Raw genomic sequence first — 22,296 nt, forward strand, 5'->3', positions numbered from 1 at the left:
GCGTCCTCCTTAGAACTGATAGCGGCGGATGCGCCGCTGGACGATGAAAAGATAGAAGGACACGCCGGCCAGGATGATCAGGAACATCACTGTCGCGATCGTCGCGCCCATCGAGCGGTCGCCCAACTGCAGCTGGAAGCCGAAGAAGACGCGGTAGAGCAGCGTGCCGAGAATATCCGTCGAGCCGTCCGGTCCCGCCAAGGCGCCTTGCACGGTATAAACCAGGTCGAACGCATTGAAATTGCCGACGAATGTCAGGATGGAGATGATGCCGATCGCCGGCAACACCAGCGGCAGCTTGATCTTCCAGAACTGGCTCCAGCCGGTAATGCCATCGCATTCTGCGGCTTCGATGACCTCCTCCGGAATGTTGAGCAGAGCGGCATAGATCAGCATCATCGGAATGCCGACATATTGCCAGACCGAGATCAGCGCCACGGCAATCAGCGCCGTGCTCGGCTTGCCAAGCCAAGGAGCAAAGAAGGATTTCAGACCAATCACGTTCAGCAGCTCGGGCGCGACGCCCCAAAGCGGCGAGAGGATCAGCTTCCAGATGAAGCCGACGACGACGAAGGAGAGCAGCGTCGGCAGGAAGATGGCCGTGCGATAGAAGGCGACGAAGCGCAGCTTGGGCAAGGACAGGAGTGCTGCCAGCGCGACACCGATCGGATTCTGTACGCACATATGAATGGCGAAGAAGATCAGGTTGTTGCGCAGCGCATTCCAGAAATCATGCGCCCAGCGTTCGTCACCGAACAGGACCTTAAAATTGTTCAAACCGACGAAGACGGATTGATTGTCGGCGACATTGTAAAGCGACAGCCGCAGTGTCTCGATCAGCGGCAAGATCATGACCGCCGTATAAACGATGAAGGCCGGGAAAAGGAAAACAAGGATATGCCAGCGCTTGGAGCGCCTGATCGGCATGACCTCGAGGGCATCTGATGTCGCAGCGTCGCTCATGGCTTTCTGCCTGTTTTTCTTGGCTGCTTGATAAGGCGGCAGCTCAATGGTTCAAAATCCGCCCCTGCCCCGGCTCTGCAACCGGATGGAAACAACATGAGCGTGTCGATACAAAGGCGAATGATCGCCAATCCAATGATCAAAATAATGAAAAGGACGAGGAGTCCGGAGGACCCCTCGCCTATAGGACTCAGCCGTTACTTGCCGGGCTTGTACCAGCTGTCGAGGCCCTTCTGGAGCTTCTCACCAGCCTGCTCCGGCGTGTCCGTGCCATTGACTACGTTTGCGGATTCGGTCCAGGTTTCATTTTCCAGATTCGGCGTACCGCGCGACAGGATCTGATAGGTGGAACGAACGGTTGACTTGTGATTGTCACGCCAGGAGACGAATTCCTGCGCAAGCGCATCGCTCATCTTTACCGGGTGCGAGTTCAGGCTGAAGAAGCCGGGCAGAGAGTTGGCGTAGATGTTGGCGAACTCGTCGGACGCAACCCAGCTCAGGAACTTCTTGGCTTCTTCCTGATGTTTGCTCTTGGCGTTCAGGCCGACACCGATGTCCGGATGATCGGAGATGTAGGCGGTGTCGCCAGCCTTTGCGACCGGCGGCGGGAAAGCGCCCATCTTGAACTGCGCCTGCGTATTGAAGAGAGCAATTTCCCAGGAGCCGGCCGGATAGATCGCGGCCTTGCCAAGCGTGAAGAGGTTCTGGCTATCGGAATAGCTCTGAGCCTCGAAACCGTCGCCGAGATAGGGCTTCCACTTGGCCAGTTCCTTGTAAGGATCGACCCAGGGAGCGTCCGTCAGCTTTTCCTTGCCGGCGATGAGAGCCTTGCGGCCTTCCTCGCCCTTCCAATAGTTCGGGCCGATATTCTGGTAGCCCATAGTTGCCGCTTCCCAGAGATCCTTCGTGCCCATGGCCATCGGGATGTAGGTGCCGTCGGCCTTGATCTTGTCGAGAACGGCGAAGAACTCATCGCGCGTCGCCGGGACTTTCAGCCCGAGCTTGTCGAAGGCGTCCTTGTTGTAGATGAAGCCGTGGATTACGGAAGCCATCGGCACGCAGAAGGTGGACTTACCGTCATCCGTCGACCATGCGGCCTTCGCGACAGCCGAGAAGTTTTCCATGCCCTTCAGGCTCGTCAGATCGACAAGGTGCTTCTTGTTGAACAGGTCGAGCGAGGCGTCGAACGGACGGCAGGTGATGATGTCGCCAGCAGAGCCGGCGTCGAGCTTGGCATTCAGCGATGCGTTATATTCGGTTGGAGCGGTTGGCGAGAAGACGATCTTGATACCCGGATTCTTCGCTTCGAAAGCGGGGATGATCTTTTCCTGCCAGATCTGCAGGTCGTCGTTACGCCAGCTTTCAACCGTCAGCGTCACATCGGCCGCATGTACCAGGCTGACCGAGGTCAGCAGGCTCGATGCGAGAAGCAAGCCTTTCAGAACATTGGTTTTCATTTCCCTCTCCTGTTTTCCGCGCCACAACTAGGCGCTGTTCTCGATCTGAAAATCCGCTGGCCTGTCCGAGGAAACGGTCAGCGCTCCATAGGAGCCGTCAATATTGCCGACCCCTCCATGCAAAAGGCTTCAAAGGCATTGGCCCATGAGCCCGATCAATTGCCGCCTGCCGGCCGCCTCGGGCGGAAACGCTGCAAGCACCATGCGGGAAATTCATGACGAACGCCGAACCGAGATCCTCCTGATCCGGACGGTTTGAGACAACGATGAGATGCGGGCCTTGGCGCCTCGCCCTCCGACTGTTGTTCTTCTGCCGGCTTTGCCGATGCATATTCGCTCTGTTCCCTTGCCCTGAATTAAGGCCAAAAAAATACCAATTGTCCAGTCGAATTTAACTTTCAGGCGCAAAAAGATCGAGACACATATTTTTATATAGAAATTTCAAATAGATATTGGAACAGAAAAATGGGTGAGTTGCCTATTGGTAAATGGTATTTTTTTGGTATTGTATGGAAAATGGGGAACAGCCGGTATCCGGAGGCATGATGGGGCAGTTTGCAATTGGTATCGATGGTGGCGGCACGAGTTGTCGCGCGGCTGTTATAGATCATAACGGGCTGGTGCTCGGTACGGGCAAGGCCGGTGCGGCGAATATCCTCTCAGATCTGGAAAACTCACTGATCCATATCGTTGCCTCGGCAAAGCAGGCATTGATCGATGCCGGGCTCGCCCCCGAGCTGCTGCAGACGCTCCCGGCCGTCATCGGAACAGCAGGAGCCAATGTCGGCAACTACGGCAAGCAGGTTGAAGGCGCTCTACCCTTTGCGAGTACGCGCGTCGTCACAGATGCGACAACAGCGCTTCAGGGTGCGCTTGGCGATGCCGATGGGATTATCGGCGCCTTCGGCACCGGATCCGTCTATAACGCCCGCCGCGACGGCAGGATTTGGGGCATCGGCGGCTGGGGTTTCGTCATTGGCGATCAGGCAAGCGGCGCCCGTCTCGGGCGCGATTTGCTTGAAAAAGCTCTTCTCGCGCATGACAAAGTTACGGCGGGCTCGGAGCTCACGGCATCGATCATGGCCGAATACGGCAATGATCCACAGCGCATTGTCGAGTTTGCACACGCCTCCAAGCCAAAGGATTTCGCCCGCTATGCGCCGGTGGTCTTTGAATATGCAGGAATGAAGGATGCAGTCGCCATGGGTATCGTCATGGCGGCGGCAAGATCGATAGCTGAGAGCTTGGATGCACTGCTTTGGCCCGAGTGCCCTTCGATCTGCCTTCTTGGCGGTCTTGCTCACGCCTATCGTCCCTGGCTTGATGAACGCCACAAGGCGATTCTCGCTGAACCCAAAGGGGATGTTCTGCGCGGGGCCGTAGAACTGGCGGCGAAACTGCTGCGGGGCGGAGAGGATAATAGAGGATGACCGAAGATTTGAGCGCGATCTTCTCGCCGGAACGCCTTTCTGGAGGCGGTACGGGTCCGCTTTACGTCAAGCTACGGCGCACGCTTGAAGAGGCCGTGAAGGTCGGCAGACTGAAACACGGAGATGCGCTCCCTCCTGAACGCGACATCGCCGAATTTGCCGCGGTCAGCCGCGTCACGGTGCGCAAGGCGATCGACGATCTCGTGTCGGAAGGTATCCTCGTTCGTCGTCATGGCTCGGGCACATTCGTTGCAAAGCCCGTTTCTAAAGTAGAGCAGCGGCTGTCGCAACTGACATCATTTACCGAGGACATGGCGAGGCGCGGGATGACGGCTCGTTCGGAATGGCTGCACAAAGGCATCCATACGCCCTCCCCGGACGAGATGATGATTCTCGGTCTTGCCGCCGACACCCGGGTCTCGCGCCTCAGCCGCCTGCGCATTGCCGACGACCAGCCGCTCGCGATCGAGCACGCCAGCGTTTCCGGCGAATTCCTGCCGGACCCTTCCGTGGTCACGACATCGCTCTATGCGGAATTGGAAAAGCGCCAGGTGCGTCCCGTTCGCGCTGTTCAGCGCATATCGGCGACTAACATGAAAGAAGCTGATGCGGGATTGCTCGGTGTTCCTGTCGGCGCTGCGGGCCTTTCGATCGAGCGCATCTCCTATCTCGGCTCCGGCCGCGCGGTCGAATTCACACGGTCGCTTTATCGCGGCGATGCCTATGATTTCGTCGCGGAACTGACCATCGGTGCGAATTAATTCATATCGTCGAACCCCCCGAAAAAAAGCCGGAATCAAAAAAAGCCGCCCCAGCCAAGATGACCGGGGCGGCCTTTTGCATGCAGAATCGAATTCTAAGGGAAGTACTGCAAGTCCTTGAAACGACTGAATCAGGCTGCGTCGTCGACCGCGGCCTCGCGCTTCTTCGGCACATAATTGAGGACAGGGCCTAGCCAACGCTCTACCTCGGCTAAAGGCATTCCCTTGCGAGCTGCATAGTCTTCGACCTGATCGCGCTCGACCTTTGCGACTCCGAAATAATAGGAGGACGGATGAGCTATATAGATGCCCGAGACGGACGAACCTGGCCACATGGCATAGCTCTCCGTGAGCCTTACGCCCGTTGCAGCTTCAGCGTCCAAGAGACGGAAAAGTGTATCCTTCTCCGTATGGTCTGGCTGAGCCGGATAGCCGGGTGCCGGCCGGATACCGGCATAGGCTTCGAGAACAAGTTCCTCGCTAGAGAAATTCTCGTCTGGGGCGTAGCCCCAGAATTCCCGCCGCACCCGCTCATGCATCCGCTCGGCAAAGGCTTCCGCAAACCGGTCGGCCAGTGCCTTGACGAGGATCGACGAATAATCGTCATTGGCGCGCTCGAAGCGCTCCGCGATAGCCACCTCTTCAATACCCGCCGTGACGACAAAGCCGCCGACATAATCGCCAATGCCGCTGGAAGCCGGTGCAACAAAGTCCGATAGAGCTACATTGGGCCGGCCATCACGCTTTGAGAGCTGCTGACGCAGCGTATAGAATGTCGCAAGCTCCTCCCTACGGCTTTCATCCATGAAAAGTCTGATATCATCTCCCACCGCGCCCGCCGGCCAGAAGCCGATGACCGCGCGCGGACGGAACCAGTTTTCCGCGACGATCTTTTCCAGCATCGCCTGCGCATCGCTGTAGAGCTGCCGCGCCGCCTCGCCCTGTTTCTCGTCCTCGAGAATTGCTGGGAAACGCCCTCTCAATTCCCATGTCTGGAAGAACGGTGTCCAGTCGATATATTTCGCCAGCTCGGCCAGATCGTAGGTCTCGAATACCTTGGTTCCGAGGAACTGCGGTTTGACGGGCTTATAATTCGACCAATCCACTTTTTCGGCATTCTCGCGCGCCCTGGCGATCGGCAAGCGTACCTTCTCGGCCTCGCTCCGTGCATGCGCGGCGGCCACTTTGGAATATTCGGCACGGACAGTGTCGATATAGCCTTGCCGCGCCTCGGGCGACAGCAGGGCTGAGACGACACCGACGGCACGACTAGCATCCGTGACATAGACCGTCTGCCCGCGATGATAGCTCGGATGAATCTTCACCGCCGTATGGACACGGCTGGTGGTGGCACCGCCGATCAGCAAGGGAATATCGAAGCCCTGCCGCTCCATCTCAGAGGCGACATGCACCATCTCGTCCAATGACGGTGTAATCAATCCCGACAAGCCGACGATATCGACCTTTTCGGCGACGGCCCTCTCCAGGATCTTCGTCGCCGGCACCATCACGCCTAGATCGATGATTTCGTAATTATTGCAGGCGAGCACGACGCCAACGATATTCTTGCCGATGTCGTGCACGTCACCCTTGACGGTCGCCATCAGCACTTTGCCGGCCGACTGCCGTTCGCTGCCACCACCGTTGGCAGCTTTCTCGGCTTCCATATACGGCAGCAGCACGGCAACGGCCTGCTTCATGACGCGCGCAGACTTCACCACCTGCGGCAGGAACATCTTGCCCGAACCGAAAAGGTCGCCAACGACATTCATGCCGGCCATCAGGGGGCCTTCTATGACATGCAGCGGCCTCTCAGCAGCGTGGCGCGCTTCTTCGGTATCCGCTTCGATATATTCGGTAAGGCCGTTGACCAGCGCATGTTCGAGCCGCTTTTCGACCGGCCACTCACGCCAGGAAAGATCCTGCGTCTTGGCCTCCTTGCCGCCGGCGCCGCGGAAACGTTCGGCAATCTCAAGCAGACGTTCCGTACTGTCCGCGCGGCGATTGAGGACTACATCCTCGCATGCCTCCCGTAATTCCGGATCGATATTATCGTAGACAGCCAGCTGACCGGCGTTGACGATGCCCATGTCCATACCCGCCTGAATGGCGTGGTAGAGAAATACGGCATGCATGGCCTCGCGAACGGGTTCATTGCCGCGGAACGAGAAGGAGAGATTCGAGACACCACCGGAAATATGGACCAGCGGCATGGTCTTCCGGATCGTCCGCGTCGCCTCGATGAAATCGACGCCGTAATTGTTGTGCTCTTCGATGCCGGTCGCAACGGCGAAGATGTTCGGATCGAAGATAATATCCTCTGGCGGTAAGCCCGCCACTTCCGTCAACAGCCTGTAGGCGCGTGAGCAGATTTCCACTTTGCGCTCATAACTATCCGCCTGCCCCTGTTCATCGAATGCCATCACGACGACGGCCGCGCCATACATCCGCATCAGGCGAGCCTGCTTGAGGAAGTTCTCCTCGCCCTCCTTCAAGGAGATGGAATTGACGATAGGCTTGCCCTGAACACATTTCAGGCCGGCCTCAATGATCGAAAACTTGGAACTGTCGATCATCACGGGAACGCGGGCAATATCCGGTTCGGCGGCGATGAGGTTCAGGAACTCCACCATCGCCTTCTCGGAATCGATCAAGCCCTCGTCCATATTGATGTCGATGACCTGCGCGCCGTTCTCGACTTGATCGCGGGCGACGGCAAGCGCTGCCGTATAATCGGCATTGGTGATCAGTTTGCGGAATTTCGCCGAGCCAGTGACGTTGGTCCGCTCGCCCACATTGACAAAGGGAATATCCTTGGTGAGCTCGAACGGTTCCAGCCCCGAGAGCGACATGAAAGGACGGTGCTCGGCAGGCTGCCTCGGCGGATATTTCGAAACCGCCTGAGCGATTGCGGCGATATGCTCCGGCGTTGAACCGCAGCAGCCGCCAACGATATTGACCAGCCCTTCCCGCGCAAATTCTTCGATCTGGGCCGCCATTATTTCCGGCGTCTCGTCATACTGCCCGAATTCGTTCGGCAGACCTGCATTGGGATAAGCGCAGATGAAAGTATCCGCAGCCGCCGAGAGTTCCTGCAGATGTGGACGCATGGCGTTAGCGCCGAGAGCACAGTTGAGGCCAATCGTGAAAGGGTTGGCATGGCGCACGGAATTCCAGAACGCCGATGGTGTCTGACCGGACAGCGTGCGCCCCGAAAGATCGGTGATCGTGCCCGATATCATGATGGGCAGATGAACACCCTTGGCTTCGAAGCGCTCCGCGCAGGCGAAGATCGCAGCCTTGGCGTTCAGCGTGTCGAAGATGGTCTCGATCAAGATGATATCGGCTCCGCCGTCGATCAGACCGTCGATCTGCTCGCCATAGGCCAGCCGCAGATTATCAAAGGTGACCGCGCGATAGCCAGGATTGTTGACATCGGGAGAAATGGAGGCTGTTCGATTGGTCGGGCCGATGGCGCCTGCCACGAAACGGCGCTTGCCATCCTCGCGCTCGGCGCGGATCGCGGCTCGGCGCACGATTTCCGCCCCTTCCTTGTTGAGATCGTAAACCGCCCCTTCCATCTGATAATCCGCCTGCGCAATGCTGGTGGACGAGAAAGTGTTGGTTTCCAGAATGTCGGCGCCCGCCTTGGCGTAGCGATAATGAATCTCTTCTATCGCATCGGGCTGCGTTAAAATGAGAAGGTCATTATTGCCCTTCTGGTGGCAGGCACAGCCAATGAAGCGATGACCGCGAAACTGGTCTTCATCAAAGCCAAGGCCCTGGATTTGCGTGCCCATAGCACCATCAAGGACGAGAATCCGCTCGCTCGCAGCCTTTTTCAAAGCCTTGAACACCTCGCTGCCATCACGTTTCGCCGTTTCCGAACCAAAAAGATTGTCAAACATAAGCGAATTCCTCTGGCCTGATTGCGACTTCGCCAACAGATCACATAAAGATATCTTTATGTCAACATATCTATACTTTTATCGGCGGCGGCAAGCACGATGCTTCCCCGTTCCGGCTATTTCAGGAAAATAGCTGCATCTGGAGTAATTACCGATCCGGCCATGGACAACGCAGTGCCGACGACGCAGTTTCGTCCGTAATGCCATGACAGCGCTTTCGGGCGGCGCTATACGGCTTCAGGAAAGAATCCATGGAGGACGATAATGAACATACAGGCTGAACCCGCAGCGCTCGGAAACTGGAGCACGCGCGCCTATCATCGGGGTTGGCTGCTTGATCAAGCGGATGCGCTTTTCGATTTCTTCCAGTACCGCGCCGTCAATCCTAATGGCGGCTTTTACGATATGGACGATGCCGGTAAGCCGCTGGATCCGGCAAATCCTGTACGCGGCATTCATTCGACCGCCCGCATGGTGCACTGCTTCTCGATCGGATCGCTACTCGGCCGTCCCGGCGCAAACGAAATTGTCGATCACGGCATGAGCTATCTGTGGAACCATCATCGCGACACCGAGCGTGGCGGCTATTTTTGGTCGCTGAACAATGACGGCCCCGTCGATTCCAGCAAGCAGGGCTATGGTCACGCTTTTGTGCTGCTCGCCGCCTCGTCCGCAAAGACGATCGGACACCCGCTTGCCGATGGCATGCTCGCGGATGTCACGGAAATTCTGAATACGAAGTTCTGGGAAGAAAAACACGGCGCGATTGCCGAGGAATTCAATCGGGATTGGTCCTTGATCGACGGCGGCACCTATCGCGGCCAGAACTCAAACATGCACCTGACGGAAGCGCTGATGGCTGCGTTCGAAGCGACCGGCGACAAGGCATATCTCGAAAAGGCGGAGAGCATCGCCGATCTTGTCATTCGTCGCTCGGCAGGGTCCGTCGGCTGGCGCGTTGCCGAACACTTCAACGCCGATTGGGTGGTCGACAAAGACTACCGCGGCAATGAGATGTTCCGCCCGTCGGGCACGACACCCGGACATTGGCTGGAATGGGCGCGCCTGATCCTGCAGCTTTGGGCGCTTGGGGAAAAGCGGCATGACTGGATGCCGGATGCAGCCAAGGGCCTCTTCTCTCAATCCATGTCACTCGGCTGGGACAGCGAGAAGAATGGATTCTTCTATACACTTGACTGGGAAGATGTGCCTGCAAAGCGCAACAAGCTCTGGTGGCCTGCCTGCGAAGGCGCCGGTGCCGCTCATTACCTGAACGAACACGCCCCGAGCGATTTCCACGAAGAAAGCTATCGCAAGATCTGGAGCGTGATCGGCCAGGCCTTTATCGATCGCGCAAATGGGGGCTGGCATGAGGAACTGACGGAAGATCTCGCTCCCGCGCACACGCTGTTTCCTGGCAAGGGCGATATCTATCATGCCCTGCAGGCCTGCCTTATCCCCCTCTTCCCGGCAACGGGAAGCCTGACCAAAGTCATCGCCGAGGCCGGCGGCAAGATCTGAAATCGGCGGCGGCGCCCAATCGAAGTGCGCCGCCTCGCCGCTCTATGCGAGACTGAGATTGTGAAGCTCATGGCCGAGAGTGAGAGCCAGGGCTTCGACAACGAGATTATGATCTTCACGCTGCGGCAGCCCCGAAACCGTGACAGCGCCGATGCAGCCCGTGCCATTGACGAAGATCGGAAAGCTGCCGCCGGACGCGGCGTATTCGGTGCTTGAAAGCCCGTTGTCCTCGATCGTCTTGCCCTGCTGCTGCAGCCGCAGCGTGCTGGCATAACTGCTGCGGAAATAACGCAGCACCATATTGCGCTTCCGGCGAATCCAGTTGGAATTATCGGGTGTCGAGCCGGGCAAGGCAATGTAGAAAACCGGCATGGAATGCAACGTGATGTCGATGGCGACGCCCATATTGCGTTCGCTGGCGAGATCGCGCAGCAGCTTGCCAAGCACCCAAGCGGTTGAAAGGTCAAAAGCATCGAAACGCAACATTTCCTCTTGCAACTCGATACGAGCGAGATCCTGGTCGATCGTCATGGAAACCTTCTCTGAGAATTGGATTGGCCTATCAAACGCGGGCAGAACGATTTGTCCATCTATCTCTTCGGTATTTCGAAACCAAGCTGCCACTTCTGACCGATCGAGAAGTCATACTCTTCCGGCTCGAACGCCTCAAAACCTCCGCCTGGATAGAAGGTCAGCTCTCCGACGCGAACCCATTCCGCCGACGCATAGAGATCGACGCGAACGAAATCGATATCGTGAGCAACCGCTTCAGCGACCTGGATCATCTCGTCAAGCCGCGGCGGACGGGCCACCTCGCCTGGATATAGGCCGAGATAATCCCGGTCGTAGAAGGGCAGCTTCCGCCAATCGGGCGTATAGTTGCATGAATAGCCTCGACCGTTCTCGCGTATATCGATCTCGATATGCGAGACCTTTCCACCAAATGTAAAGAGGCGGTAATCCCAGGGAATAAGCCCGTCGACGAGCAGCATGCTTTCAATGAGAATGCGAGGCTTCAATTGGCTGTACGCCCACTCCCTATTGTAACGAGCATGATCGATCGCCAGCCATTCGCCGGACGGGTCGTTCTTAAGGAGCCGATCGACGTCAGCTTCGCGGTAGAGAAATCGCCCTACGCCGCTCGCATGGGTCGGCTTGACGACGGCCGGCAACGAAATCTCTGACCAATCCACGGAGGCCAGATCGCGCCCGACCCAAAGCGAGGGAATCACATATTGGCTGCCAACCCTTTCGGCAATTAGTACTTTGGCATCAGCCTTGTCTATGAGACGCGGAAAAAGAGGATTGCGATCATATAATTTACGTGCCTGCACCTTCTCGGTGAAGGTTTGGGGGGACGACAAATTCGGAAACTTGCCGCGAATGGCGCGATATTTAAGTGCGCAATATGGCTTATCAGATAAAGGCGACATTAGCCGCCAGAGAAGGTTGTGCCCCCGCTCGCGCAATCCCTTCTGCAGATATCCCGGAATGAGAAATCCATCTCGGCCGGCAGCGCGATCTGTCATAGCGACGGTCTCGAATTTCAACTAGAAGCAAGTGAAAACTATCAGCCGCTCTTTAACACAAGGTTATGCGTCGACGTTCAATATAGACGGCCATGAGCCCGTCCGCATCCAACCTCCTCAGAAGCTCGCTGATCAGCCTGGCAGCGACGTTCATCTCGTTGACAGCCGGTTTTGCGAGCAGCATCGTCGCGGCGCGGCTCCTTGGTCCTGCAGGGTCCGGCAAAGTCGCCTACGCCTTATGGGTTGCCACGTCAGCTGCCGCATTGGCTGACATGGGCCTGCCTCAAACGCTATTGCGCAATACGGGGCACAACAGAGGCGATGAGAATGCATGGAAGGCGCTGGTCCGCACGGCGCTCCGCCGGTTTCTTATATCGGTGAGCATGGTCGGCGTCGGCATTCTTCTCTTTGCTGCGATCACCCACGCTTATCGCGATGCACCGCATGCATGGTTCTGGCTGGTCACGGGGCTCCTCTTTCTTAGTTATGCCTTTTACGCATTTTCCACAGCCGTGGCACGAGGACGAAATCGGTTCGGTCAAACCGCCCGCACCACTTTATTGGGCGGTGCCATGCAGATACCGCTCGTCTTCCTCGGAGCTTGGTTGCTTGGCCCGACGGGCGCTTTGATCGGCTATGTCGCGCGCTACCTGCCGCAAGCGTTGAAATTGCGCGACTACATCGATCCGACCGCAAAATACGCGCAAGAAGCACTAACGCCGGAAATGCTCCGCTACGGCCGGTACATCTGGTTCAGCGATCTCATCGAAATCCTTGTTCTTTCCCGCATTGAGTTCCTTTTTCTGGGCGCTTTTCTCTCGCCAACAAGTATCGGCTACTTCGCGGCCGCACTCGGCTTGGCCAGCCTCATCGAACAGATCATGCTCCAAATATCGCCGGCATTGATCGTCAACTTTACCGAAGCCCATGCCAGAAGCGACCAGCAATCACTTAATGCAGCCTATGAGCGCGTCATCCGAATAGTCGCGATGATCTTGCTACCGATCAGCATGGGTGGCGCGATCATTATGCCTGAACTGTTGCCTCTGACCTTCGGCGATGCCTTCAAGCCCGCGATTCCGGCTGCAGCCACGCTGCTGGCCTTCATCTGGCTCGCCGGTTTGTCCGTAATCCCCTGGGGCATGATCAGCGCTTCCGGACGCAGTGCCATTTTGCTGCGCATTCAGCTTGCAAGCGCTGCAGCAACAATACTCTTGCTAGCCATTCTCGTGCCATCCCTCGGCCTGGAAGGGGCTGCCTTGGGGCGGGGGATGATCGTGACCTTGACGTTTGCGTTGCTCAGCTGGATGGCATGGAAATATGTCCGAGTTACCATCCCCATAACCGCCTTGGCAAAGACGATCCTTGCGGCAGTTCTCTGCGCTGGCGCCGCAAACCTCTGCATTTCCAGCCTCGACGGGCTGCTGGCGCTTTTAAGCGCCATTCCCGCCGGAGCGGTCACCTATCTGCTCGCTATCCGCTTCTTGCGCTTGATTACGCCGGAGGACCTACAAATTCTGATGGCGACGGCCGGTGGAAAGTTACCGAGCGTATTTCATCCCTTGACCGGCAAACTGTTGAGCTTCCTTGCGACCGGCTGAGCGATCATGGGTTTCATACGCAGCAGCCATAGTTTGCCGCGCGACTTCCTCCCAGGTCATTATTCCATCGCGGAAAGCGGCCGAACGCTGCATCGCCAGCGCTGCATCGATCTTCTCTCGCCAGGCAATCTCGCCATCCAGCCGATAGCCAATGCCGTTGGCCCGGGTAAACGGAACAAGATCGGGTAACAGGATCGGCAGGCCACAATAGCTATATTGCGCGAGTTTCAAACTCGATTCCGCAAGATAGACCTCATCTGCGGCCAAACGATAGGGAGCAATACCAAAATCAGCATGTTGCAGATAAGGGATGATGCTCTCAAAATCCCTTTCGCCATAGATCGTGATATTCGGTCGAACCCAGCCGTTCCAGGTGACGCCAAAGACATGGAAATTTACATCCGGCGCGGCAACAGCCATCGCGGCTACGGCAGTTTGATCAAAAAGCATATTGCCGACGGAAATCGCGTTGCGAGTACCAGGCGCATAAGGAGATGGCTGCTCATCATCAAACAGGGCCGCATCGACGCCCTGCGGGATAACCCTTATGCGTCCGCCTGAGGGAAGCATGGCTCCAAGCCGCTCTGAAGGAACACAAACCGCATCGAAGCAGGAAATCTGCCGAGCTTGTATATCCTGTAGCGCAGGTGCCGCTCCGATTGTCCTCAGCAGGTCGCGGCAAAAATATAGAGTCCGTGCCATCGGATTCAACTTTTTGACCTTAGCAAAGAAAGCGAGCGCGGAACCGCTCTCAACCAGCACCAGATCCGCCTCGGCTATAGCGCGGCTCATAAAGGGCGGAAAATAACTGCCGTAGAATCGAAAGAATGCAGAATTAGCGGCATTAAGAAAGCGGTTGTTGGAACTGAAGGCATAAACCGGAGGAAGATAGGCGCCGGCTCTCAAATTAGCAGCGATAGCCTGAAACCGGTTCCCCTGATCTTGAGACAAGGCGAGAAAGCGCCGGCGATCCTTGAGCAAAGTGAGCCAGCTGTGACCTATGGTAAGAAAATGGACTTCATGCCCCTGCTCGGCCCAGCGGGATGCTATGAAGTGGATCGACGCTTTCCGATAGCCGCGCAGAAACACGTGCGACGTCAGGATCACGATTTTTCGTCGTAGCTGAGCCTCCCGACCGGCCAGTTCTAGTTCACCATTTGCCAAAAGCGGTCCCCAACAGCGACTCTCAGCCGGTTTATGTCATGACCGACATTCAACGTCGATGAGGTCGCGGCGACGAACAGTCATGTCCGGGGCATTGATGCCGCAACCAAGCCCATTCCGGGCGATATGAACCGCAAGCGTCTAACATGGGGTTAAAGTTGCATCATCAGACGTCACGTTCCTAGGCTGTAGTTCTGCTTCATGCATTGGAAGTGAATCCTAAAGTCATCAATCCGGCCTTAAAGGCATGTCGCTCTCGCTTGCTTGCAGGAAGCGAACAGGTCATTGATAAAGTTCGACGAATGTCCCGCCAGAGGAATACTCCTGCATGAATGCAAAATATGCACTGCCCGCCATACTGGCCTGCACCTGTGCCACAACATCGGCTCTGGCCGACAGCCCGGCGCAATTAGTGCTGCGCGACGGCTTCGATGGCAAGGATTTCGCTCGATCTGGGCACCTTTACTATCGCGATAATGCCGAACAAAAGGCGGGAACGATCGAATTTCAATCAGACGTAAAACGTACCGGCGCGGGTGCACTGAAGCTGAGCGTCCGGCCCTTCTGCCCGCCGGATAAGGCAAACTGCAGTGAAAGGGCGGAGATCTGGGAGCGCACCAAATATCGCGTGCCCTACAACCAGGGAGTTTGGTACGGTTTTGCCGTAAAGTTCGCCGATCCCATACCCTCTGGCGACCATCGCTACCTCATCGCACAGTGGAAGCGGGAAATTGGGCCGAAAGCCGAAGGGGACTTCAGTCCCTTTCTCGCATTGCGGCTCAATAACGGGAAGCTCTTCGCGACTGTTGAAACTAACTACGTTGCGCCCATCAAGAGCCAGAAGTCCGAAAATAAAGGCAAGGGCTGCAATGATGACGAAGCGCCGGTCTGGTTTCGTCCCGATACCAATCAGATGCGCGCCTTGGTCGCCACGGACGACAATTGGGATGAATCCGACGGGCAAGAATTTACAGGTTGTACAGACGCGATCAAAGTCATAAATCGCGGCAACAAATTGCCGACACCGGCATCAGGCTGGATCGATTTTGCCATTTATAGCAAACCAGGCCCGGATGGCTCAGGTCACATTGAGATATTTGCCAATAATAAATGGATCGTTACTGTTACCGGCCATATAGGACATGCGGATCATGGATTGGGAAAAAACCAATATTTCAAATTCGGCCCGTATCGCGCCGCGGATACCACTATATGGACACTTTACTACGATGATTTTCGTCGGTCCCCCCACTGCGCCGATGTACTCTCGGATGCCAACCTTTGCCCCATGAAATGACAAGGCTGCCGACAACGTATAGCGGCAGATCAATATGGTCAGGCGCGCTGCGAGAGCACACTTTTTTAAGAAGCGGCCGAACTTTTTCCTTTCTCCATAGTTATCCTCCTTCGTGAAGGAGGTGACCGAGATGCTTACTACCCACCGTGATTGCAAACAACATGTGAAGAGGAATGCCATACCCTCTCTGGGCGAAATCGAAGGTCGAGTTGCGGTCCTGGAGGTTGTCGCTCAGTCTGCCCTTGCGCATGTGTTCGACGAAGGCGAAGTCGATATTGATGCAGCTTTGCTGGCCCAAATTCGCAGAGCCATGCATCGTAAGTGTAAGGACTTGAAACTGGACGGAGAAGATACGGCATCGGCACTTTTATACGCCGAGGAGTTGATCGAGGCCGCCGTTAAGGCGTCGCATCCCATCCGTCAATGATGCCTTCCCGGCCGAGGCTGGCGTTATCCCTCCTAGTGGCGCTGGCAGTTGCGCTTGGCGTCCTGTTGTTTGTTGCGCCCCACGATAGGGGTGACAGGCTGATCCCTTCTCCGGCACCGCCCACTGGGCATCAAAATAAACAATAATGTGTTCAAGAATGAACCCACGTCACGTTACGACACAGAGTCTGTCCCATATCAGGCAGCCATTAACGTCACCCAGGGAAGTCGGTTGCAAATTTCCAAAACTCCAAGCAGTGTTCGCTTCATCCCACCAATATCAAGCTCCAACATGAATGGTGTAGCGAATGTCTATTATGGTCACCACGCCGCTTTACCCCGATGACATCGACGTCCTCGCAGGCGCACTTTTTGCATGGTGTGCCGAACGCAGTATCAAATTACAAAGTCAGGAAGCTCTGTCTGCGGCCAATGTAGCCATTGACCTCTATAACGCCGGCTATCAAACGCAAGATCGGTTGCTTGACGCATTACACAATTACGATTTGCACTGATGTCTTGCCCAGACCTCAAGTTTTGCATCTAAAATCAGAGCGCAATTTCTCTAGGTAGCGCCTCTACAATACTGCGATAATCACCGCAATTATGCCGATGTCTCTTCGAAGACACCGGCGATGCAGTCTCGCTCTTCGAGGATTCCCATCCATTCATCCTGATGATAAGCGGAGTCGTAGATCAGCGTGAAAGGACCTTGATAGCCAGCCCAATTGGAAAGCTTAATGCAGCGAACATAATCCTCTGCATCAAGGCCTGCTGCCGAATACCGCCCCTTTGCATGACAGAGTTCGGCGCGGCCCATGATCTTTGCGAGATCCTCATATTTGCCGGCTCGCTCCCAATTGCCGAAATCTCCATTGAGGCCGACTTTACCGTGCAGAGCGTCGAGAATCCGATTGACCTCCCTCGGCCCGGGCAGGAGATCGAACCAATTTTCTTCATATCGGCCGTGCCGGTCGCGTTCATTCCGGCGGGAGACTGACCGAGCAATCGCGTGACCGGAATGTCGGCCGCGCCGGCAACGATCTGCAGGAAAGCCATCAGAATATCGGTGAGGCCGGCGAGCGGCGCGCTCTTACTGTCATATTCCTCCTCGGCATCAAGGATCAGCGTCCCATTGACGCCTTTGATGGTGTTGGCGAGCGCATAGCGGCGCAGCACGGCATCTTCATAGGCTTGGTTGCCGATATTGGCGGAGAATTGCGGGACCTTGATGATGTCGATCTTGGCTTCAAAAACTAGGCTGGCAATATTGGCCGCCGTGCTGTCGGCATTCTTGATCGCGTCGAAAGTCGCGGTGAGCACGCTTTCGCCCCAGGCCTGGCTACCCATTCCGCCAAACTCTTCATTCGGCGTCATCGCACCTTTGAAGACGACGAGCCGAGACGGATGGATAGTCACCTGCATGCCACTGGCACCGGTCAGCGTGTAGAATTTGGGCTTGCCATACCATTCCGAACCGGGGTTCCCCTCGATGTCGCCAGAGGCCAGCTGCCGGCGCGTCAACACCGTCAGATGCTGTAGACCGCCCTTGCCAACACCTTCGACCTCGAGCGGCAATGCTGGATCGGCATCTTCCGTGCCAATGAACAGGCCAGCGCCACCGAAAAGCCGTGCTTTCGTCGCTGCTTCCAGCACTTTGCCGCGCAGATTGAGCCGGCGCTCGTCCGCTTCGATCAATCCGATCTGATCGCTCGCGGCCTGCCAGTTCCGCCATTTCCGGCAGCTATCCAGAGCCGGGATGTCGACGATCTTGCGCGGCAGCCAGGAGCCGCGATAGGCGGCGATGATCTGCTCGTCCGTCAGGATCGGCTGCGTGTAGAAAACCGATGCCGCCTTGTCGCGTTCGGTGCCCATGCGGGATGCAAGGCTCACCAATCCGTCGCGAACCATCGAGAATACCTGCCCCATGGACTGTCCTTTGATGTCGTGTGATGAAGAGGCTCGCACAAGGCGAGCCTAGAAGTTGCTAAAGCTGAAGGACGAACTCAGCGCGAGTTCGTTCAAAGCATCGGCGAAGGCATCGACTTGATCGTCGAACTGCCCATTGGGAAAGGCACAGATCTCATCGAGAAAGGCCTCGTTCCAGTCTCCACGCAAAAGCTTGACGTTTCCCGCTTCAGCCTGCGCCGAGGCGGGTTTAGCGCGCGTCGCCTTGTCGCCGGTTGGTGATATGGCTTTTACGGGAAAGCCGGCGAGCAGCTTGATCTTGGTTTCCGCATCAGCCTTACCGGCCGCACCGGGATCCTGCGGCATGCGGATCGTCACCGTCGGTCCATCCTGCGACGCCGTATTCTTGAGATTGCGCTCCACCTCAGCGGGCGACCAGCGCCCGCGCGCGACGGTTTCGACATAGAAAATACCACCGACCAAAGCCATGCGCAGACCAACGGTCCAGTCTGGCTTACGACCGGGACGCGCTTTCGAAGCCGCGAAATCCCAGGCGCGGCAACGCTTTGCACCTGCAGGCAGCACTTCGACGATCTCGAAATCACCGCGCTGAAACAAACCGCCCGAGCGAGGTGCAGGCCGCTGCTGAAATTGGCCGGCCACCGCATAGGAGCCGAGTGGGATCTTATCCCGCTCGACCACCGCCCGAGGAAAACGCTGCGGAAAAAGCAGCTCGCCTTCCCCCGTTCTCGGATCGACAAATCCGATCGAGGTCCGACAACGGCGCTCCGGCTCGAATTCCATCGGCAGCATCAGGTGCTCGTAACCGAGCCCAAGCGCGAGGATCGTACCGGAGACATCCGCCTCATGCAGTCGCTGCATCACGACGACGATCGCCGAGCGCTGAGGGTCGTTGAGCCGCGTCGGGACAGATTCACGAAAAGTGCGGACCGTGGACAGGCGCTCGGCCTCCGATTCCGCCCCATCGACGGAATGCGGATCGTCGATGATGACACGATCGCCGCGTCCACCGGTCAGCCTCGAGAACGGCACACCTTGCCGCGAGCCCATGCAGCTATTGGCGAAGGCCATCTCGCCCGTTCTCGTCAGCTTGACCCGATCGCCCCAGAGTGCCTGATACCATTCGGAGGCAACAAGGTCGCGCATGCGCCTATTATCGCGCTTGGCATAATGTTCCGAATAAGAGGCCCCGAGATAGCGCATTTGCGGCTTGCCTTTCGCTCCCCATTCCCAAGCCGGCCAGAAGACGCCGCAGAGAAGCGACTTCATCGTGCCTGGCGGGACGTTGATCAGAAGACGCGTAATCTCACCCGATGTCACGGCCTCAAGATGCTGACAGATGGCATCGATGTGCCAGCCGTGGACATAATCGACCGAAGGCTCAACGACATGCCAGGCCTCCCGAACGAAGCCCGTCAGCGATTGGCAGTCGGCCCGAATCCGCTCGGCATCCATGGCAAGCCGGGTGGCAACCTCCATCTGCTCGCGCTCAGCTCTCCGCCTCGCCTTCTCCTCTTGGATCGCCGCCATCATCGCCGCCGGATCCGGCAAGCGGGCCGAAGAGAGATTCGAGTATCGCAAGCTGCTCATCCGTGGCATTGCTCAGGTCAATAGTGATGCCGCGGCCTCCCTTGGTTCCGGTGCCGGAGCGCTCGCTCGGTTTCTGATGAACATAGGACGCGGCGATCTTCGCCATTTCATCGCGCCGCTTCTGGTCCGCCTCGTCGTCGCGCATCACTTTCAGCATATAATCAAGCGGCGTATCTTCGGTGGAAACAACCTTGCGGCGGCGCGCACGCGGTTTGCGCAGCGCTGCCGGCTTCTCGGCATTGGTCATGCGTCAGATTTCCGATGGAATTTTGAAAGAAAACAAGCAGTTCAAAAACAACGCTTGCGGTCGACAGTGCGTCGCTGCAACTGTTCTCATCATGCCAAAATAGATACCCCATTTCGGCGCAATTGGCGACACCCTTGAAGCGCGCCCGGCGCGCAAGGAATGAGGGCTTTGACGGAGACTAAAAATAACCATTTGAAATTGCAGAACAACCTTACACCTCAAGGTCCGACGAATTGAACGATATAACTTTCAACTTCACCCGTTGGCTTCGAAATATCCGAGATGTGCGATCAAATTCAGTCGAGGGAATCTCTTGAACAGATCCACGCCAGATGACCATCCGGATGGCCGCCCCGTGAGCGAGGATCGGGTTCGGCGGTTCATCGCCGCCAAGCTCCCGGTCCTGCCCGTTCCCGGCATCCCCGATATTCGGCTGCATAAAGCAGGCCCCAAAAGCGAGCTGCGGCGTCTTGCGGAACAAGATCCGCAATTCGGCTCACCTTATTGGGCGCATTACTGGGGAGGAGGTCTGGTTCTGGCTCGTTATCTTCTCGATAAACCCGAAATTGTGGCTGGTCGCTGCGTATTGGATATGGGCGCCGGCTCGGGAATTGTCGGCATCGCAGCCGCAAAGGCGGGCGCAGCGAAAGTATATGCCGCCGACGTCGATCCCTATGCAATTGTATCTATCGAGCTTAATGCCGCACTCAATGAGGTGATGATCGATGCGGTACTCGCCGATTTGACGAAAAGCCAGGCGCCTGATGTGGACGTCGTATGCGTCGCAGATCTTTTCTATGAAGAAGCGCTTGCGGAAAGCGTCATCGCATTTCTGGACCGCTGCCTCGCTCGGGAAATCATGATTCTGATCGGCGATCCATGGCGGGCTCATCTGCCGGCGTCGCGTCTTCGGCTCCTGGCAGAATACTCGGTCCCAGATTTTGGCGAGGTCACCACAAAGACTCGCCCAGCTGGGGTCTTTGCACTTGGGTGAATAAAGTCACCGATCGGAGAGATCGACGCATCACAATGATTACGGGCTCGGACCGCATCATTGCGACGGCTCAGGCTTTCATCTTGGCGCGCCGGCGGTTCCCGCGCTCCAGGCGTTTGGCCAACTCGGCAAGATCAGGATTTGCCGCATCGAAGACGGGCCGCGCGTCTTCCGGCAGCCAATGGGTTTCATGTTTGGGCGCCTTAGGCCGTATTCGGTCGAGCCCGCCTGGCGCATTCGGCATCATCGGCGCTATGCGCGACCAATCCGGCTCCTGCAGCATCGATGAGGCAGCGAGAAGTACATCGGCAAGTTTCTGGAACTCGCTGTGGATACGCCGTTCGGCCGTGCGCCGTACGCGCCCCGTCCCCGCGCAGAAGTCCCGAAACGAACCGGCGATATGGGGTGCTGCGAGGCAAATGGACCATCGCGAAAGCAGAATGCGCCGCTCCACGTCCTTGACGTGAACCCGAAGCCATTCCTGCAAAACCTCCTCTGCCCGGCTGATCGCCGCGGCACTCGGGCGATAGCGAATACGGATATCGGCATGGTCCGTCGACTCGGGCAAAACCTCCGGCCAAAGCGTCCGCATCTGGTCGGGCCGAATGCCGCGCACATCGAGATGAACCATCGTATCGGCAGCTTCGACGAAACGCGCGCGGATGACCAGGCTCAGGTCGGCAATCTCGGCCGCGCGGCGGGAAAGGTCATCAAACTGCGAGGCGGACCGGTGTATCAAGTCGTTTCTCCAGTTCCTGATAAATCAGTGTTCGCAATGTCGCCCGAACGGGCCACGGCCGTCGCGCCACCGCATCCGTGCGCAATGTGGCAAGCGCAATATCGTCGAAGGCGCCCAGAAGATCGCCCGGGCGCTGCAGTGCCCAATCCTGACGCTGCGCCAGGACGTCGGATACCGCACCGATCGTGTCCGACCAAAGTTCATCGCGATTACTCCCGGTTTGCCGGATGCATCGCAGAACAAAAACCAGATGGCCGTCCCCGTAACGGCCCCGGATTTCCTGCATCGTACCGCGCGCGTGGCTCTCCGCAGCCGCACGGCGCCGATGGACGGGAACCAGCTTGATGCCGAGCCCATCGAGAAGAAGATCTAGCCTGCCTTTGGTCATGACAGTTCAACTCCTTTTGCCGGGAAATTTGTTGCCTCTTTCCATGGGCGCTCAAACAGCGCTTGCCACGGCGGCGGTAGAACTGGCCGATTTCGGCTTGAAAAAGGCTTCCGCCTTCGAAATCGCCTCCACCCTCGCCCCATCGCGCAGCATGGGCGTGTTGAGATAAGCGACCATCGCCTCGCCGGCGGCAGCTTTGGCAGCATCCTGCGTCGCGAAGACGATCGGTTCACCGCGCTTATCCCGGAGGATCTCATTTGTCGCTCGGTGAACCTTGCGAATCCAGCCGAGATGGCCACCTGCAACGGCTTCCGTTCCAATTTGAAATTCGTTCATAGCAACCTCCCCCGGC

19 protein-coding genes and 2 pseudogenes are annotated in these 22,296 nt (G+C 57.1%); 8 read left to right on the plus strand and 13 right to left on the minus strand.

Annotated elements, in window-relative coordinates; all coding sequences use genetic code 11:
- Positions 1–9 precede the first annotated feature (9 nt).
- On the minus strand, positions 10–963 hold the full coding sequence (locus C7U61_RS12110; protein WP_106998323.1) for a sugar ABC transporter permease: 954 nt from the start codon (positions 961–963) through the stop codon (positions 10–12).
- 197 nt (positions 964–1,160) lie between these two features.
- On the minus strand, positions 1,161–2,420 hold the full coding sequence (locus C7U61_RS12115) for an ABC transporter substrate-binding protein (protein WP_106998324.1): 1,260 nt from the start codon (positions 2,418–2,420) through the stop codon (positions 1,161–1,163).
- Positions 2,421–2,965: 545 nt separating this feature from the next.
- Here C7U61_RS12115 and C7U61_RS12120 point away from each other — a divergent pair.
- Together C7U61_RS12120 and C7U61_RS12125 are read left to right on the plus strand one after the other, a co-directional pair.
- Positions 2,966–3,850 (plus strand): BadF/BadG/BcrA/BcrD ATPase family protein, encoded by an 885-nt coding sequence (locus tag C7U61_RS12120; protein ID WP_106999071.1) that lies wholly within the window; start codon positions 2,966–2,968, stop codon positions 3,848–3,850.
- Positions 3,847–4,611 carry a GntR family transcriptional regulator gene (locus tag C7U61_RS12125; RefSeq protein WP_106998325.1) on the plus strand — a complete coding sequence of 255 codons (765 nt, stop codon included), beginning with the start codon at positions 3,847–3,849 and terminating at the stop codon, positions 4,609–4,611. The genes C7U61_RS12120 and C7U61_RS12125 overlap by 4 nt, the downstream gene beginning before the upstream one ends.
- A gap of 131 nt (positions 4,612–4,742) precedes the next feature.
- On the opposite strand, the gene metH is transcribed toward C7U61_RS12125, so the two are convergent.
- A complete protein-coding gene (gene metH, locus C7U61_RS12130; protein WP_106998326.1) occupies positions 4,743–8,519 on the minus strand; it encodes a methionine synthase in 3,777 nt (1,258 codons plus the stop codon).
- Between the two features lie 264 nt (positions 8,520–8,783).
- On the opposite strand from metH, the gene C7U61_RS12135 reads away from it, so the two are divergent.
- Positions 8,784–10,040 (plus strand): AGE family epimerase/isomerase, encoded by a 1,257-nt coding sequence (locus C7U61_RS12135; RefSeq protein ID WP_106998327.1) that lies wholly within the window; start codon positions 8,784–8,786, stop codon positions 10,038–10,040.
- Between the two features lie 42 nt (positions 10,041–10,082).
- Here the strand turns inward: C7U61_RS12135 and C7U61_RS12140 are convergent, their stop codons facing one another.
- Together C7U61_RS12140 and C7U61_RS12145 are read right to left on the minus strand one after the other, a co-directional pair.
- Positions 10,083–10,571 carry a heme-degrading domain-containing protein gene (locus C7U61_RS12140; RefSeq protein WP_106998328.1) on the minus strand — a complete coding sequence of 163 codons (489 nt, stop codon included), beginning with the start codon at positions 10,569–10,571 and terminating at the stop codon, positions 10,083–10,085.
- A 59-nt stretch (positions 10,572–10,630) separates the two neighbouring features.
- On the minus strand, positions 10,631–11,590 hold the full coding sequence (locus C7U61_RS12145; protein ID WP_245410787.1) for an ATP-grasp fold amidoligase family protein: 960 nt from the start codon (positions 11,588–11,590) through the stop codon (positions 10,631–10,633).
- Positions 11,591–11,661: 71 nt separating this feature from the next.
- On the opposite strand from C7U61_RS12145, the gene C7U61_RS12150 reads away from it, so the two are divergent.
- Positions 11,662–13,170 carry an oligosaccharide flippase family protein gene (locus C7U61_RS12150; RefSeq protein ID WP_106998330.1) on the plus strand — a complete coding sequence of 503 codons (1,509 nt, stop codon included), beginning with the start codon at positions 11,662–11,664 and terminating at the stop codon, positions 13,168–13,170.
- Here C7U61_RS12150 and C7U61_RS12155 read toward each other — a convergent pair.
- The gene (locus C7U61_RS12155; protein ID WP_181315839.1) at positions 13,111–14,334 is read right to left on the minus strand and encodes a polysaccharide biosynthesis protein GumK; all 1,224 of its coding nucleotides are present in this window, start codon (positions 14,332–14,334) and stop codon (positions 13,111–13,113) included. The genes C7U61_RS12150 and C7U61_RS12155 overlap by 60 nt on opposite strands.
- 328 nt (positions 14,335–14,662) lie before the next feature.
- Between C7U61_RS12155 and C7U61_RS12160 the strand changes: the two genes are divergently transcribed.
- The 3 genes from C7U61_RS12160 (at position 14,663) to C7U61_RS12170 (ending at position 16,572) form a co-directional block, all read left to right on the plus strand.
- Complete coding sequence (locus C7U61_RS12160) at positions 14,663–15,631, plus strand: polysaccharide lyase (RefSeq protein WP_106998331.1); 969 nt, start codon at positions 14,663–14,665, stop codon at positions 15,629–15,631.
- Between the two features lie 130 nt (positions 15,632–15,761).
- Positions 15,762–16,058, plus strand: coding sequence for a hypothetical protein (locus C7U61_RS12165; RefSeq protein ID WP_106998332.1), 297 nt, complete (start codon positions 15,762–15,764; stop codon positions 16,056–16,058).
- A gap of 307 nt (positions 16,059–16,365) precedes the next feature.
- A complete protein-coding gene (locus C7U61_RS12170; RefSeq protein WP_106998333.1) occupies positions 16,366–16,572 on the plus strand; it encodes a hypothetical protein in 207 nt (68 codons plus the stop codon).
- An 89-nt stretch (positions 16,573–16,661) separates the two neighbouring features.
- Here the strand turns inward: C7U61_RS12170 and C7U61_RS19650 are convergent.
- From C7U61_RS19650 to C7U61_RS12190, 4 genes and pseudogenes are all read right to left on the minus strand, one after another.
- Positions 16,662–17,012 (minus strand): annotated as a pseudogene (locus C7U61_RS19650) (sugar phosphate isomerase/epimerase); the annotation flags it as partial.
- 59 nt (positions 17,013–17,071) lie between these two features.
- Positions 17,072–17,986: pseudogene (locus tag C7U61_RS12180) on the minus strand (phage portal protein); the annotation flags it as partial.
- Positions 17,987–18,034: 48 nt separating this feature from the next.
- Positions 18,035–19,519 (minus strand): phage terminase large subunit, encoded by a 1,485-nt coding sequence (gene terL, locus C7U61_RS12185; protein WP_181315840.1) that lies wholly within the window; start codon positions 19,517–19,519, stop codon positions 18,035–18,037.
- Positions 19,476–19,823, minus strand: coding sequence for a hypothetical protein (locus tag C7U61_RS12190; RefSeq protein ID WP_106998334.1), 348 nt, complete (start codon positions 19,821–19,823; stop codon positions 19,476–19,478). The genes terL and C7U61_RS12190 overlap by 44 nt, the downstream gene beginning before the upstream one ends.
- Before the next feature lie 313 nt (positions 19,824–20,136).
- On the opposite strand from C7U61_RS12190, the gene C7U61_RS12195 reads away from it, so the two are divergent.
- Positions 20,137–20,817, plus strand: a complete 681-nt coding sequence (locus C7U61_RS12195; protein ID WP_106998335.1) for a 50S ribosomal protein L11 methyltransferase — start codon at positions 20,137–20,139, stop codon at positions 20,815–20,817.
- A gap of 70 nt (positions 20,818–20,887) precedes the next feature.
- Here C7U61_RS12195 and C7U61_RS12200 read toward each other — a convergent pair whose 3' ends face one another.
- Genes C7U61_RS12200 through C7U61_RS12210 form a run of 3 tightly spaced genes read right to left on the minus strand, consistent with a single transcriptional unit; the run spans position 20,888 to position 22,280 of the window.
- On the minus strand, positions 20,888–21,556 hold the full coding sequence (locus C7U61_RS12200; protein ID WP_245410788.1) for a DUF6362 family protein: 669 nt from the start codon (positions 21,554–21,556) through the stop codon (positions 20,888–20,890).
- On the minus strand, positions 21,528–21,944 hold the full coding sequence (locus C7U61_RS12205; protein ID WP_106998336.1) for a hypothetical protein: 417 nt from the start codon (positions 21,942–21,944) through the stop codon (positions 21,528–21,530). The genes C7U61_RS12200 and C7U61_RS12205 overlap by 29 nt, the downstream gene beginning before the upstream one ends.
- A 51-nt stretch (positions 21,945–21,995) precedes the next feature.
- The gene (locus C7U61_RS12210; protein WP_106998337.1) at positions 21,996–22,280 is read right to left on the minus strand and encodes a hypothetical protein; all 285 of its coding nucleotides are present in this window, start codon (positions 22,278–22,280) and stop codon (positions 21,996–21,998) included.
- Between the last annotated feature and the right edge of the window lie 16 nt (positions 22,281–22,296).

The organism is Rhizobium sp. JAB6 (genome assembly GCF_003024605.1).
In the GTDB taxonomy this organism is placed as follows: Bacteria; Pseudomonadota; Alphaproteobacteria; order Rhizobiales; family Rhizobiaceae; genus Rhizobium.

What these genes read in the sequence shown, in the direction of transcription:
- C7U61_RS12205 (WP_106998336.1), bottom strand. Translation starts at nt 21,944, where the DNA reads ATGACCAAAGGCAGGCTAGATCTTCTTCTCGATGGGCTCGGCATCAAG.
- C7U61_RS12210 (WP_106998337.1), bottom strand. Translation starts at nt 22,280, where the DNA reads ATGAACGAATTTCAAATTGGAACGGAAGCCGTTGCAGGTGGCCATCTC.
- C7U61_RS12150 (WP_106998330.1), top strand. Translation starts at nt 11,662, where the DNA reads ATGAGCCCGTCCGCATCCAACCTCCTCAGAAGCTCGCTGATCAGCCTG.
- C7U61_RS12160 (WP_106998331.1), top strand. Translation starts at nt 14,663, where the DNA reads ATGAATGCAAAATATGCACTGCCCGCCATACTGGCCTGCACCTGTGCC.
- C7U61_RS12120 (WP_106999071.1), top strand. Translation starts at nt 2,966, where the DNA reads ATGGGGCAGTTTGCAATTGGTATCGATGGTGGCGGCACGAGTTGTCGC.
- C7U61_RS12115 (WP_106998324.1), bottom strand. Translation starts at nt 2,420, where the DNA reads ATGAAAACCAATGTTCTGAAAGGCTTGCTTCTCGCATCGAGCCTGCTG.
- C7U61_RS12135 (WP_106998327.1), top strand. Translation starts at nt 8,784, where the DNA reads ATGAACATACAGGCTGAACCCGCAGCGCTCGGAAACTGGAGCACGCGC.
- C7U61_RS12140 (WP_106998328.1), bottom strand. Translation starts at nt 10,571, where the DNA reads ATGACGATCGACCAGGATCTCGCTCGTATCGAGTTGCAAGAGGAAATG.
- C7U61_RS12110 (WP_106998323.1), bottom strand. Translation starts at nt 963, where the DNA reads ATGAGCGACGCTGCGACATCAGATGCCCTCGAGGTCATGCCGATCAGG.
- terL (WP_181315840.1), bottom strand. Translation starts at nt 19,519, where the DNA reads ATGATGGCGGCGATCCAAGAGGAGAAGGCGAGGCGGAGAGCTGAGCGC.
- C7U61_RS12125 (WP_106998325.1), top strand. Translation starts at nt 3,847, where the DNA reads ATGACCGAAGATTTGAGCGCGATCTTCTCGCCGGAACGCCTTTCTGGA.
- C7U61_RS12170 (WP_106998333.1), top strand. Translation starts at nt 16,366, where the DNA reads ATGTCTATTATGGTCACCACGCCGCTTTACCCCGATGACATCGACGTC.
- metH (WP_106998326.1), bottom strand. Translation starts at nt 8,519, where the DNA reads ATGTTTGACAATCTTTTTGGTTCGGAAACGGCGAAACGTGATGGCAGC.
- C7U61_RS12190 (WP_106998334.1), bottom strand. Translation starts at nt 19,823, where the DNA reads ATGACCAATGCCGAGAAGCCGGCAGCGCTGCGCAAACCGCGTGCGCGC.
- C7U61_RS12165 (WP_106998332.1), top strand. Translation starts at nt 15,762, where the DNA reads ATGCTTACTACCCACCGTGATTGCAAACAACATGTGAAGAGGAATGCC.